The organism is Frankia sp. Mgl5 (assembly GCF_023242985.1).
GTDB lineage: Bacteria > Actinomycetota > Actinomycetes > Frankiales > Frankiaceae > Parafrankia > Parafrankia soli.
The window spans coordinates 33,906-45,787 of sequence record NZ_JALKFY010000641.1 but is presented as its reverse complement, the minus strand read 5'-3'; the positions used below and the strand labels follow the sequence as shown (position 1 = coordinate 45,787).

Below are 11,882 nucleotides of genomic sequence, written 5' to 3'. Positions count from 1 at the left end.
GCGTTCGCCAGCTCCCTGGGTGTCCTCATGGCCGGGCCGGGCTATCCCGTGGTCGCCACGGACGATCCGGGGCTGATCGCGCTCACCGCCCGGCTGGCCATGCATGTCGGTCGCCGCCGCGACAGCTTCGAGTTCCAGGCCCTGACGGGCACGCTCGGCCGCGAGCACCGGCGGCTGGTCGCCGAGGGCTACCGGACCAGGGCGTACGTCGGGTACGGCCTGCTCCGGCCGGCTCGCGCGCGGTAGGTCCGCGGGCGGCCCGGCCGGCGCAGGCGGCGGACACGGAGCCGGCGGGCACGGGACAGGGCGGGGCCGTTCGGCTCGTGCCGTCACCGGCGCTCCGCCACCGCCGGACGGGGAGTCACCGCCGGATCGGGAGTCACTGCCGGACCGGGAGTCACCGCTGGACCGGGACGGTCTCCCCGTCGGTCCGGGTGCCCGGGTGGAGCAGGGCCTCAGGGATCCGCAGGTCGGCGGGGGCCGAGCCGGAGCCGCGACACGCCCGGCAGCGGCGACGGTAGGTCGTCCGGCCGCTGCCGTAGAAGGCCCGCCCCTCACCACGGCACTCCGGGCAGGTGCCGTCGCCCATTCCCAGCCGGTAGCCGGGCGCGAGGCGGGCGGCGAACCACGCGGCGCCGACGGCGATCAGAACCACCAGGGCATAGCTCCACGCGGCGCCGCCCGCGCCACCGACGAGGGCGAAACCCGCCCCCGCCGTGACGACGAGGACCGCCGCAGCGATAACCGTGCGCATGTCGCACCGCCCTTCCAAGGCCGCGCAGGGTGAGATGAGGGGACGGCGGCTCGGCTACTGCCGCTCTCGGGTCGAAAGCGGGGCCGGGAGGCAGATTTCGTCCGTGCTCCTTGTATGCCCGACATGCGCAGGGCTACACCAACGGCGGCGAATTGATGCGCCGTGGCGCGACCCGTCCCGGACCCGTCTTCGGTTCGTTTCGGTGACGGTCGGACCACATCCGTGACCGAGTGGCTGCGGCGGCCCGTGCCGGCGGACCACCCGTCTGGGGGATGATGTCCCCCGCGGCCTGTCCACGCGGGCACCCGCGCTCCTCGTCCTGGCCCCGGGAGGTTCACCGCGATGTCCTCGCCCGCCTCGATACGGCTCGAGACCCGCCTGCTCGTCCGGGTGGGCGGCAGCGTCCTGCTCGCCCGCCCGCCGGACGACACCTGGCACGTGCTGCCGGGCGGCCCGGTGGAGCCCGAGGAGAACACCGAGCAGGCGCTGGCCCGCCACGTCGCCGCCCTCGGTGACCTGGGGTCCCTCGGCGCCGCCCCCGCCCGCCGGCCGGCCGGGCGCCCCGGCGGCCCGTCCGCGACGCGGCCGCCCGGCTGGCGCTTCGTCGGCGCGGCCGAGCACGCCGGGGGAGACCTGGGTAGCGCCGCCGGCCTCGGGCAGGCCCACACCCTGACGATCCTGTTCGCCGCGGAGTGGCCGGCCGGAGTACCGGTCCCGCCCGGTTGGCAGGGGCACGACCTGGCCCCCGTCAAGTCCGATCTGCTCCTCACCACGCGGATCCGCCCGCTGCCGGTGGGCGCGGCGGTGCGTAGGTGGGTCATGGACGAATGGCCCGTCTGGCGGGGCATCGAGCCGGGCGCCGGCGAGGTCGGGCGCCTCGGGCGCCGCCTTTCCGTCGCGTCCCTGCGGGCGCAGCTCGCCGCCCGGAGGGAGGAGCTTCGCGGCAATGCCTTCCGCGACGCCGCGGTCGCGATGTGCGCGCTGGTGACGGCCGCGGACGGCCGGGTCGACCCGGCGGAACGCGAAGGGCTGCGCGCGTTCGTGGCCAGCGACCCGGTCATGTCGCACTTCCCGCCGGACGAGCTCGAGGCCCTCTTCGACGCGCACCTGCGGCGCCTCGTCACCGATCCGCAGGCCGGCCGGGCCGCCGTGTTCACCGAGATCGCGAAGGTCCGCAACCGGCCCATGGAGGCGGCGGCGGTGATCCATCTGGGCGAGGTCATCGGGCGGGTGGACGGTGAGTTCGTCGCCAGCGAACAGGCGGTCGTCCTCGAGGCCGTGCAGGTGCTCAGGCTGGACCCCGCCGAGTTCGGGATGCACTCCGCCCGTCGCATCGCCTAGCCCGGCCCCGCCCCGCCCCGCCCCGCCCCGCCCCTGCATCGACCCCCCGTCTGGAGCGCTCATGGCCCCGCCCGCCCCCGTCGAGATCAGCGCCCGGGTGCTCTTCGTCGCCCAGGACCGCGTGCTGCTGGCGAACCGCCGCGGGCAGCCGTGGTTCTACCTGCCGGGCGGCAACGTGGACCCGGGCGAGACGGTCGAGGCGGCCCTGCGCCGGGAGATCCAGGAGCAGGCCGGCCTCGACGTGGCCGACCTGGAGTTCATCGGCTGCGCCGAGAACGTCTACGTCGAGGGCGGCGTCCGCCACCAGGAGATCAACGTCCTGTTCGCCGCCGATCTGCCCTGGGGTGCGCAGATCGGCAGCCATGAGTTCGACGTTGACATCACCTCGGTGTCGATCGGCAACCTGTCTGGCCTCGACCTGCGCCCGGCGAGCCTGCGGGACGTCATCCACGGCTGGCTGGCCGACCGGGAGCCGAGCTGGCACGGAGCGGCGCCGGCCGCGAGGTGACACTCCGCCGTCCGATAATCTCGCCTGGTGGTTACTGGCACCGGCGAACGCGGCGGTTTCCCGGATCAGCCCGGTGATCTCCCCGGTGATCTTCCCGGGCAGGGTGGCCCCGCGGCCGGCCGGGCTGGTTCGGGCGGCCCGGCGGGGGAGGCGCCGCCGAGCCGTTGGGCGTCCCTGACCGGTACGCGCGGCGGAGGTGCGCCGAGCGTCGCCGTGGGGGACCGCTACGACGAGCGGTTCGCGAGCCTCGCGGCCAGTGGCCTGGACATTCACGGCGAGGCGAGCTTCTGCGCCGCGCTCGTCCCCGCCGGTGCGCGGATCCTCGACGCCGGCTGCGGCACCGGGCGGGTCGCCATCCGGCTCGCCGAGCTGGGCTGTTCGTGCACCGGTGTCGATGTCGACCCGTCGATGCTCGCGCGGGCGAAGGCGGTGTCCGGCGAGGTGACCTGGATTCTCGGCGATCTCGCGAACCTGCCCGCCGCGCTCGCCGACCAGGGCGCCACGGCGCCGGCGGGCCGGGCTGGCCCGTTCGACCTGGTCGTGGCGGCGGGCAACGTGATCCCGCTGCTCGCGGAGGGCACGGAGGCGCACGTGCTGCGGGTCCTCGCGGGCGTCCTGCGCCCGGGTGGCCTTCTGGTTGCCGGGTTCGGCCTTGACGGCGCGCACCTGCCGCTGCCCGAGGCGCCCTTCGGCCTCGCCGAGTACGACCGCTGGTGCGTGGGCGCGGGCCTCACCCTCGAGCGCCGCTTCGCGACCTGGGACGGCGCGCCCGACCGTCCCGAGGACGGCTACGCCGTGAGCGTGCACCGCCGGGACTGACCCGGCCCCGGAGGCGGATCGGCCGGCCCGGCCTTGTCGATCGGTGGTGACGGGGATCGCCGTCCGGCGTTCAATGGTGCCTGTGAATCAACCACTTGGGCAGCATGCGGCGGGAAGTTCCGGCGGTCCGCCGTTCGCGCTCGAGGAGGGCGACCGGATGCTCCGGGTCCGCCTCGACGGCGGCGAGATGTACGCGAAGCAGGGGTCCATGGTGGCCTACCGCGGCAAGGTCGACTTCGCCTACAAGGGGCAGGGCGTCGGCGGCTATCTCCGGCGCGCGGTCACCGGCGAGGGCCAGGACCTGATGCGGGTCAAGGGCCGCGGCACCGTCTGGTTCGCGGAGTCCGGCAGCCACATCTCGATCTTCCACCTGGACAACGACCGGATCACGGTCAACGGCCGCAGCCTGCTCGCCCTGGAGTCCGGCGTCCGTTACAAGATCACTACGACGTCCGGCGGGATCGGTGCGATGATCGCGGGCGGCGTGTTCAACACCGAGATCTCCGGAACGGGCGGCGTCGGCGTGCTGTGCCTGGGCAGCCCGCTCGTCCTCCCGACGGACGAGCCGGTGTGCGTCGATCGCGACGCGGCAGTCGCCTGGACGGCCGGCGTCCGCACCCGGGTGATCTCCAGCTTCAAGGTGGGCAATCTGATCGGGCGCACCTCCGGCGAGCTCGCCCAGATCGAGTACAGCGGGCGCGGTGGCTTCGTGGTGGTCCAGTGTGGTGAGATCCCGGCTCGTGGCGCGGAACCGAGCAGCTGACCTCGGCCCCGCCGACGCCGAGATCGACGCCGACGCCGACGCCGACGCCGACGCCGAGATCGAGGCCGAGGCCGAGGCCGAGCTGGCAGTCGAACTGCGACAGGCGCTGCTCGCGGCGGGCCTGCCGCTCGAATCCCTCCCGCTCGAATCCCTGCCCTTCGAGGCCGCGCCGTTCGAGGCCCGGCCGGCGGCGGCGCCCGCGGCCAGGCCCGCGCTCGACTGGGCCGGGTCCGGGCTCATGTGGCTCACCGGCCGGCCCGCGGCGGTCCCGGTCGTGCCGGACGCTCCGGTGCTGGGGCGGGCCCGGGCGGCCGCCGTGCTGCTCCGCGCCGCGTCCGCGCAGTTGGGCGCGGCGGTCGAGGTTGACGTCCCCGAGCTGCTCGCGGGCCGGGCCGCGCTGCTCGGCCTGCGCCGCGGCGGGACGATCTCCGCCAACGGCGGCTGCCGGCTGCTGCGGGCCGCCGACGGCTGGGTCGCGGTGAACCTCGCCCGGCGGGACGACGTGGAGATGCTCCCGGCGCTGCTCGGCGTGGATCCCGCGGAGGTCACCGCGCCCGCGGGTGGTCACAGTGACCCACTTGAGTCGACATGGGCGGCGCTGACCGCCCTGCTGCCCGCCCATGACCGCGCCGACCTGGTCGATCGTGCCTGGCTGCTTGGGCTACCCGTGGCGTCGCTCCCGTCCGCCGAGCCGGCGGAGCCCCGGCCACCGGTCCGGATCGCCGTCCAGGGCATCGCCGTCCAGGGCGAGGTGCCGGGCCGGCAGGGGGAGGCCGCCGGACCGGCGGCGGGTGGGAACGGGGCCGGCTGTCCCCTTGTCGTCGACCTCTCGTCGCTGTGGGCTGGTCCGCTGGCGGCCCGCCTGCTGGGGCGGATGGGCCTGCGGGTTGTGAAGGTCGAGAGCGTGCACCGCCCGGACGGGGCACGGCTCGGTGACCCGGACTTCTACCGGTGGCTGCACGCGGGCCAGGACGAGGAGCGGTTCGACTTCACCGACCCGCGAGGGCGGGCGGCGCTGCACCGGCTCGTCGAGCGGGCCGACGTCGTGATCGAGGGCTCCCGGCCACGCGCGCTCGCGCAGCTCGGTCTGGACGCCGACCGGTGGGTGCGGGCCCGTTCCGGTCGGGTCTGGCTGAGCATCACCGGGTACGGGCGGGCGGCCGGCGCCGGCGGGCACGGGCCCGGCCCGGTCGCCTTCGGTGACGACGCCGCCGTCGCCGGTGGACTCGTCGGCTGGGACCGGGCGGCTCCCGGCGGCTCCGTCCCGGTGTTCTGCGGTGACGCGATCGCCGACCCGCTGACCGGCCTCTTCGGCGCGTTGGCGGTCGCGCTGTGCCGGGCGGCCGGGCGGGGGGCCCTGCTGGACGTCGCCATGCGCGACGTCGCGGCCTTCGTCGCCGCCCCGCGGGTCCGCGGCCGAGGGCTGAGCGATCCGGGGCGTCGGTGGGGGGAACGGCCCTGGTCGGTCACCGGCTCCGACGAGCTCGGCTGGACGGTGCGCCAGTCCGGCGCCCAGGGCCGGGTGCTCGCGCCGCGCCGCCCCCGCCTGCCCGGCTGAGCGGACGAGGTCAGCCCTCAGCGGACCCGGAATCCGCGGGCTCGTCGTCGCCCGCCGCGTGGACCTCCCGGAGCCCGGAGACGATCTCGGTCGGCGGATCCATCCCGTCGTCGTCGGGGTCGGGGCCGGGGCCGGCATTGGCGTCGGCGTGGGCATCGGCCGTGGCATGAGCGACGCGGGCGTGGGGACCCGCGTCCACGACCGCCTCGTCGCCGGCCTCGGTGACGGCGTCGTTCCCGCCCGTTTCGACCAGTCCGCCCACTTCGGCCCGCAGTTTCACCGGACCGGTGTCGAGCTGGCCTGGCCGGTGCCGGGGGAGCGCCCTGCTCCGCGCGGCGGCGCGGTAGGCCGTATACCGGAAGGGCGTGCGCTGGAACGGGCGCGGCCGGGCGGCCGCCCGGGGCCCGCCCGCCCGCCACGGGAGCCCGAGGACGACGCCGTGGCCCCCCGCCCCGTGCCGGGGGCCCGCTCCCCGGGCCCGCGAGATCCAGACCAGGGCCCCGATCCCGGCCAGCCACAGGCTCCACAGCAGGCGGGCGAGAACGGGCAGGTGGGGCGTGGGGAGCAGGCCCGCCGCCGAGACGGCGGCCGCGAACAGCAGCGCGGCGCAGGCGAGGCCGCTCCCGATGAGGACGGGCCGTGCCCAGCGCAGGACCTCCAACCGCAGCCAGTCCGCCGCCGCGGCGACAAGGCGGCGACCGCGTTCGACCAGCCCGCGCCCGACGAGCCGGCCTCCGAGCGGGCTGCGTCCGGGGCGGTCAGGACGGTCAGGACGGGCGGGCGCGAGCGGCCACCAGTCGTCGAAGACGGACGCGACGAAACGGGACGCGACCAGGACGGTCCAGGCGGCCAGCAGCAGCGGGCCGATCGTCTCGCCGCACAGGACACCAAGAGCGACGCGCAACGCGTCGAAGGTGGTCACACCGGGGGAGATCGGCCCGGGTCCTGGCGGATTACGGGTGAGTAGCGGCACCCCGATGAGCCAGAAGGACCACTCGAAGATCATGGCGGTCGCGGCGGCGAGGCCCGTGAGGAGCAGCACCCAGGCGGCCCGGTTCGGGTTCGCGGCCGGCCGGCCCGGGCCCGGGGCGGCCCCGAGGCGGACGATCCGCGTCGTCAGCGGCACGAGCAGCACCGCGGATGCCGCCGTGAGCAGGGTGAACAGCGTGAGGGTCCAGGTCCGCGAGCCCAGCGCGGCCAGCGTCGCCGCGGCCGGGTCGTTCAGCATGCCGGGATAGCCGAAGGTGCGGACCAGCCCGGTCATGCCGAGGGCGTTGGTCAGCGCGCAGCCCACGAACAGCGCCGCGTCCGCGTCCACGACACGTCGCATTGATGGCACTCCATGCTGTCTTGACGATGTCCCGGCGGGGATCGCTCCAGCCTCAGCGTCGCACGACGGCTACGCCCCGTCGCCAGGGCTGGTCCGGGTGGCTGGTGGTTCGTGGCGCACCCGCGGGCGGGAGCGCGCGGGTGGACGCCCCGCGCCCCGCCCCGCTGTCGATCGGCCTATCGTTGGCCGCGCCGACGGTCGTGCCCGGCGGCCGCACGATGGCCGGACACGGGCGTGACGCCACGGCGTCCGGCCGGTGCTCCGAGCTGATCCAGACTCCGTGACAAGAGAGGCCGTTCGTGACCGCTGCCGCCGCTGTTCGCGCGTTCAACATCCTGCTGGTGGAGGACGACCCCGGCGACACGCTGATGGTTGAGGAGGCGCTGACCGACCGCGGTGTCAACCACGAGCTCCACGTGGCCGTCGACGGCGTGGAGGCGATGGCCTACCTGCGGGACCCCGCGAACCCTCGGCCCGACCTCATCCTGCTGGACCTCAACATGCCGCGGATGGACGGCCGGGAGGTTCTCAGCGCTTTGAAGGCGGACCCGCGGCTGCTGTCCATCCCGGTGGTTGTGCTGACAACCTCGGAGGCGCCGGACGACGTGCTGTACAGCTACACGCTGCACGCGAACGCCTACGTCTCGAAACCCGTGGACTTCGAGGCCTTCGTCGAGGTGATTCATCGGATCGACGACTTCTATCTCGGTCTGGTGCGGCTGCCTCGCCGGTGACGCGTCAGCGAAGCCTTCCCTAACTGAGGACAGGCTAGCCTAAATAGGCGTCGATGTGAGGTTCGCGGCGCTCTCACCGGTATGCGAGCCGGGCTCCACTGTGATTTCCTGTTTCCTGGGCGAATTTGCGGCGCGCCGGCCCAATCCGGTGGCGGTGGCCTCCGGTGGCGGTGGCCTTCGGTGGTGGTGGCCAGGGTGTCCGGCGACGGTCCGGGTACCTTGCGTTGCGACGCCACCCAGGACGGACCGGCGCGGACGTGCCGGAACGGTGCCGGAGATCCCGGTGACCGTGGCCGTTCGTCCGGAAAGGCTGCACCCCCGCGGCCTGTGGGCGCGTCGAAGACGACTGAGGAGAGATGTAGACGGTGCGTGGCGACAAGGACATCATCGACCTGTTGAACAAGGTGCTGACGAACGAGCTGACGGCCATCAACCAGTACTTCCTGCATTCGCGGATGCAGCGTAACTGGGGATATCGCCGACTGGCGGACTACTTCTACCACGAGTCCATTGACGAGATGCGACACGCCGATGCGCTGATTGAGCGCGTTCTCTATCTGGACGGCCTACCCAACCTGCAGCGGCTGCACACCCTGCGGATCGGCGAGACCGTGCAGGAGCAGCTGGAGACCGATGTGGCGCAGGAGGACGAGGCGGTCAGCCTTCTGCGCGACGGCATCGCGCTGTGCCGGTCGAAGAAGGACGTGGGCTCGGCGGTGCTGCTGGAGAAGATCCTCGTCTCCGAGGAGGAGCACATCGACTGGCTGGACGCCCAGCTCACGCTGATCGCCCAGCTCGGCGCGACGAACTACCTCACGCAGCAGATCCACGAGAGCTAGTCGGGGATCGGCGACGGCTTGCTGGCGCCAGTCGCGCCGATCCCGGGGCGCCGCGCCCCGGGATCGGCGGAGGGCCCGCCGTGGGCGGTGCGGTTCGGTGGTGTCGCCTGGCGGTGTCGCTCGGCGGACACCCTGGCCTCCGCCGCTACCCCGGCGCGGGAGATAGTCTGCCGGGGTTCCTGGCCCCGCCGTGACTCATGTGGGCCCGGGGCCGCGGCGCCGGTGACGCCGGCGGCACGAGCCTCGCGTATCCCCCGCCGCGGGCCGTGACGGCGCAACGGAGCGCCAGAGAAGGAGACCACGGCGCCATGACGCCCTCGACAACGATCAGCCCCCCGCTCGCGGACTACGACACCGTCCCGGGTGACGACCTCCTCGCCGAGCCGGTCCGGGTGGCCGTCGCGATACTCATGGGGCGGGGCGAGAGCCGCGAGCCCTACGAGTGGCTAGCCCGGCGGCTGGCGCTCGACGGTTACGCCGCCGCGGTCGTTCCCGCCGGCGGGAACGTGGCGCACGCCGTCGGCGAGGTGCGCCGCCCCGGACTCCCCTTCGTCCTCCTCGGCTCGGACTCGGGCGCGCTGGCCGCGCTGGCGATGGCCGGCTCACCCGCCGTGCGCCCCGACGGGCTCGTTCTGCTCGGGCTGCCGCTGCTGCACGTGCCGGTCGCCGGCATACCTGTCGGCGACCCGCCGCCACGGGTGCTGCCCGATCTCCCCATCCTGCTCATCCACGGCCGGGACGACCCGATCAGCCCGTTGCAGCTGGTGCGGATGACCACCCGGACGGCCGCCCGGACCGAGCTGACCGTGGTCCCCGGTGGGCACGCCGTGCTGGCGGGGCCGGGCCGGCGCAGTGTCCCGGCCCGGGTGCTGCTCTTCCTCGAGGACCTGATCGCCGGCTGAGGCCCGCCGGCCGCCGCCCGGCGCTCGGCGGGCGCCATGCGGCTGTGCCGACCGTTCGGGCTGTGTCGATTGTTCAGGATCGACTGACGTCAGCGGTCGCTGTACTGTTCAGTCTATGGTGAAGCTTGTGGTGCACGGTGAGGTCCTGGCCAGGTTCGGGCACGCTCTGTCCGATCCCACCAGGGCACGCCTGCTGCTCGTGCTGCGCAGGGGCCCGTCCTACCCGACGGAGCTCGCCGAGGTCCTCTCGGTGAGCCGGACGAATCTCTCCAACCACCTCGCCTGTCTGCGGGGCTGTGGGCTGGTGGTGGCCGTCTCCGAGGGCCGGCGCCTGCGCTACGAGCTCGCCGACGACGCCCTCGCGCACGCATTGGACGACCTGCTCAGCGTGGTGCTCGCGGTCGACCCCGACCACGCCCACGGGGAGCCCGGCGGCGATCTCGTCGCGCCCGCTGGGGAGCAGCCGGCCCGGTTCGTGCCCACCGGTGGGAGCGTCGCCGCGCGCGACCTCACCGACCTGGTGGACCGGTGAACACCCCCGAAGGCCGCCACGGCGACCACGGGCACGACAAAGGTCAGGGTCTCGTCCCGCCGCAGACCCGGCCCGCCCACGGCCACGACTCCGGCGACACCCACGACTCCGGCGACACCCACGCCCACGGCGGGCCCGGCGCGCCGGGCGGGCACGAGCACGCGGCGGGTGGGTCCGCTCCGCGCGGCTTCGACTCCCAGCACCGCAGGCTGGCGTTCGCGACGGGCCTGAACGTCGCGATCGTCGTCAGCCAGGCCGCGGCCGGGCTGCTCGTCGGGTCGGTCGCCCTGCTCGCCGACGCCGCGCACAACCTCGCGGACGCGGCGGGCGTCGCGTTCGCACTGATGGCGATCCGGCTCGCGAGGCAGGCGCCGTCCGCCACCCGGACCTTCGGCGGGCTGCGCTGGCCGGTGCTCGCCGCCCAGGCGAACGCGGCGAGCGTGCTGGTCGTGACCACCCTGGTCTGCGTCGAGGCCGCCGGGCGGCTCGCCCACCCCGAGCCGGTCGACGGCCTGGTCGTCCTGATCGTGGCGATCGCCGCGGCCGTCGGCAACGGGGTCAGCGCGCTCTTCGTCCACGAACGGCACGGTGATCTCAACACCAGGGCGGCGGTCACCCACCTGGCCGGCGATGCGCTGGTGTCGGTCGCGGTCGCCGGCGCCGGGCTCGTCATCTGGCTCACCAGCGGCTGGTACTGGCTCGACCCGGCGCTCTCCCTGGTCGTGGCGGCGCTGATCGGGATCCAGGGCGTGCGCCTGCTGGCCGAGTCGTCCCGGGTGCTGCTCGAGGCGACCCCCGCCGGGCTGGACCTGGCGGCAGTGCAGGCGGACGTCCTCGCCGTGGAGGGCGTGACCGGGGTGCACGACGTGCACGTGTGGGGCCTGTCCGACCGGGTCGCCGCGGCGAGCGCCCATGTCGAGGTGGCCGGCCATCCGACACTCGAGGAGGCGCGGGCGGTCTCCGACCGGGTCAAGGCGGTGCTGGCGGAGAAGCACGGCGTCGTGCACGCCACCGTCGAGACGGAGTGCGAGCCGTGCTCGCCCGCCGGCGGCGATCCGTGCGACGTGCGCAGGGTGACCGCGCACCAGCTGGCCCCGGCGCACCGCCACTGATCCCCGGCGCACCGTCGCCATTGTGGACTGATCGTGTGCACCCGGTCGCGGTGGGTATGTCATGTCGAGTCGGATCGCGGCTTCCCCGGAAGCCGCGGGACGGCTCCCAGCAGGCATGACGACGAAGGGGAAACAGCCATGACGACCGCTCGGGACATCATGCACGGCGACGCGAAGTGCGTCGGCGCGGACGAGTCACTGGCCAGCGCGGCCCGCATGATGCGCGACCTCGGCGTCGGCGCGCTGCCGATCTGCGGCGCCGACGACCGCCTCGGCGGCATCATCACCGACCGCGACATCGTGATCAACTGTGTGGCGGAGGGTCGGGACCCGGCGTCGACCCGGGCCGGTGACCTCGGGAAGGGCAAGCCGCTGTTCGTCCGGGCGGACGCCGACCTCGACACCGTCCTGAACGAGATGATGACGCACCGGGTGATGCGGATGCCGGTCATCGACGACAAGCGGCTCGTCGGGATGATCAGCGAGGCGGACCTGGCCAGGAACCTCTCCGGTGAGAAGCTCGGCGCTCTCGTCGAGGCGATCAAGAGCGGCCCGGCGGACCGGGTCGTCTGATTCCGACCGGTCCCGTCCGGCGTCAGCCCGTGGCAGGCGTCGCCCGGCGCCTGCCCCGGCGGCGGCGGGCCGGCCGGGCCCGCCGGGCCCGCCCCCCCCCCCCGCGGCCCCGCCCGC

13 protein-coding genes and 1 pseudogene are annotated in these 11,882 nt (G+C 74.4%); 12 read left to right on the top strand and 2 right to left on the bottom strand.

Annotated elements, in window-relative coordinates:
• Window positions 1-246, top strand: a pseudogene (locus MXD62_RS20320) (proline dehydrogenase); the annotation flags it as partial.
• Window positions 247-397: 151 nt separating this feature from the next.
• On the opposite strand, the gene MXD62_RS20315 reads toward MXD62_RS20320, so the two are convergent.
• Window positions 398-754 carry a hypothetical protein gene (locus MXD62_RS20315; RefSeq protein WP_248831102.1) on the bottom strand — a complete coding sequence of 119 codons (357 nt, stop codon included), beginning with the start codon at window positions 752-754 and terminating at the stop codon, window positions 398-400.
• Between the two features lie 342 nt (window positions 755-1,096).
• Between MXD62_RS20315 and MXD62_RS20310 the strand changes: the two genes are divergently transcribed.
• The 5 genes from MXD62_RS20310 (at window position 1,097) to MXD62_RS20290 (ending at window position 5,743) form a co-directional block, all read left to right on the top strand.
• Window positions 1,097-2,095: a TerB family tellurite resistance protein gene (locus MXD62_RS20310; RefSeq protein ID WP_248831101.1), complete on the top strand. Its 999-nt coding sequence runs from the start codon at window positions 1,097-1,099 to the stop codon at window positions 2,093-2,095.
• Between the two features lie 61 nt (window positions 2,096-2,156).
• Entirely contained in the window at window positions 2,157-2,603 is a 447-nt protein-coding gene (locus tag MXD62_RS20305) for an NUDIX domain-containing protein (protein ID WP_248831100.1), read from the top strand.
• Window positions 2,604-2,630: 27 nt separating this feature from the next.
• Window positions 2,631-3,422 carry a bifunctional 2-polyprenyl-6-hydroxyphenol methylase/3-demethylubiquinol 3-O-methyltransferase UbiG gene (locus MXD62_RS20300; RefSeq protein WP_248831099.1) on the top strand — a complete coding sequence of 264 codons (792 nt, stop codon included), beginning with the start codon at window positions 2,631-2,633 and terminating at the stop codon, window positions 3,420-3,422.
• A gap of 73 nt (window positions 3,423-3,495) precedes the next feature.
• On the top strand, window positions 3,496-4,185 hold the full coding sequence (locus MXD62_RS20295) for an AIM24 family protein (RefSeq protein ID WP_248831098.1): 690 nt from the start codon (window positions 3,496-3,498) through the stop codon (window positions 4,183-4,185).
• Entirely contained in the window at window positions 4,163-5,743 is a 1,581-nt protein-coding gene (locus MXD62_RS20290) for a CoA transferase (RefSeq protein ID WP_248831097.1), read from the top strand. The genes MXD62_RS20295 and MXD62_RS20290 overlap by 23 nt, the downstream gene beginning before the upstream one ends.
• A 10-nt stretch (window positions 5,744-5,753) precedes the next feature.
• On the opposite strand, the gene MXD62_RS20285 is transcribed toward MXD62_RS20290, so the two are convergent.
• Window positions 5,754-7,073 carry a hypothetical protein gene (locus tag MXD62_RS20285; RefSeq protein WP_248831096.1) on the bottom strand — a complete coding sequence of 440 codons (1,320 nt, stop codon included), beginning with the start codon at window positions 7,071-7,073 and terminating at the stop codon, window positions 5,754-5,756.
• A 299-nt stretch (window positions 7,074-7,372) separates the two neighbouring features.
• Here MXD62_RS20285 and MXD62_RS20280 point away from each other — a divergent pair, with 299 nt between their 5' ends.
• From MXD62_RS20280 to MXD62_RS20255, 6 genes are all read left to right on the top strand, one after another.
• Entirely contained in the window at window positions 7,373-7,807 is a 435-nt protein-coding gene (locus MXD62_RS20280; protein ID WP_248831095.1) for a response regulator, read from the top strand.
• A 365-nt stretch (window positions 7,808-8,172) separates the two neighbouring features.
• Window positions 8,173-8,646 carry a bacterioferritin gene (gene bfr, locus MXD62_RS20275; RefSeq protein ID WP_248831094.1) on the top strand — a complete coding sequence of 158 codons (474 nt, stop codon included), beginning with the start codon at window positions 8,173-8,175 and terminating at the stop codon, window positions 8,644-8,646.
• A gap of 308 nt (window positions 8,647-8,954) precedes the next feature.
• On the top strand, window positions 8,955-9,548 hold the full coding sequence (locus MXD62_RS20270) for an alpha/beta hydrolase (protein ID WP_248831093.1): 594 nt from the start codon (window positions 8,955-8,957) through the stop codon (window positions 9,546-9,548).
• A 115-nt stretch (window positions 9,549-9,663) separates the two neighbouring features.
• Window positions 9,664-10,080 carry a helix-turn-helix transcriptional regulator gene (locus MXD62_RS20265; protein WP_071066894.1) on the top strand — a complete coding sequence of 139 codons (417 nt, stop codon included), beginning with the start codon at window positions 9,664-9,666 and terminating at the stop codon, window positions 10,078-10,080.
• Window positions 10,077-11,192 carry a cation diffusion facilitator family transporter gene (locus tag MXD62_RS20260; RefSeq protein ID WP_248831092.1) on the top strand — a complete coding sequence of 372 codons (1,116 nt, stop codon included), beginning with the start codon at window positions 10,077-10,079 and terminating at the stop codon, window positions 11,190-11,192. The genes MXD62_RS20265 and MXD62_RS20260 overlap by 4 nt, the downstream gene beginning before the upstream one ends.
• A gap of 138 nt (window positions 11,193-11,330) precedes the next feature.
• Entirely contained in the window at window positions 11,331-11,765 is a 435-nt protein-coding gene (locus MXD62_RS20255; RefSeq protein WP_248831091.1) for a CBS domain-containing protein, read from the top strand.
• Window positions 11,766-11,882: the final 117 nt, after the last annotated feature.

Bases quoted from the DNA above. Each gene is read 5' to 3' on its own strand.
- MXD62_RS20295 (WP_248831098.1), top strand. From the start codon at position 3,496: ATGGTGCCTGTGAATCAACCACTTGGGCAGCATGCGGCGGGAAGTTCC.
- MXD62_RS20270 (WP_248831093.1), top strand. From the start codon at position 8,955: ATGACGCCCTCGACAACGATCAGCCCCCCGCTCGCGGACTACGACACC.
- MXD62_RS20255 (WP_248831091.1), top strand. From the start codon at position 11,331: ATGACGACCGCTCGGGACATCATGCACGGCGACGCGAAGTGCGTCGGC.
- MXD62_RS20310 (WP_248831101.1), top strand. From the start codon at position 1,097: ATGTCCTCGCCCGCCTCGATACGGCTCGAGACCCGCCTGCTCGTCCGG.
- MXD62_RS20285 (WP_248831096.1), bottom strand. From the start codon at position 7,073: ATGCGACGTGTCGTGGACGCGGACGCGGCGCTGTTCGTGGGCTGCGCG.
- MXD62_RS20265 (WP_071066894.1), top strand. From the start codon at position 9,664: ATGGTGAAGCTTGTGGTGCACGGTGAGGTCCTGGCCAGGTTCGGGCAC.
- MXD62_RS20305 (WP_248831100.1), top strand. From the start codon at position 2,157: ATGGCCCCGCCCGCCCCCGTCGAGATCAGCGCCCGGGTGCTCTTCGTC.
- MXD62_RS20315 (WP_248831102.1), bottom strand. From the start codon at position 754: ATGCGCACGGTTATCGCTGCGGCGGTCCTCGTCGTCACGGCGGGGGCG.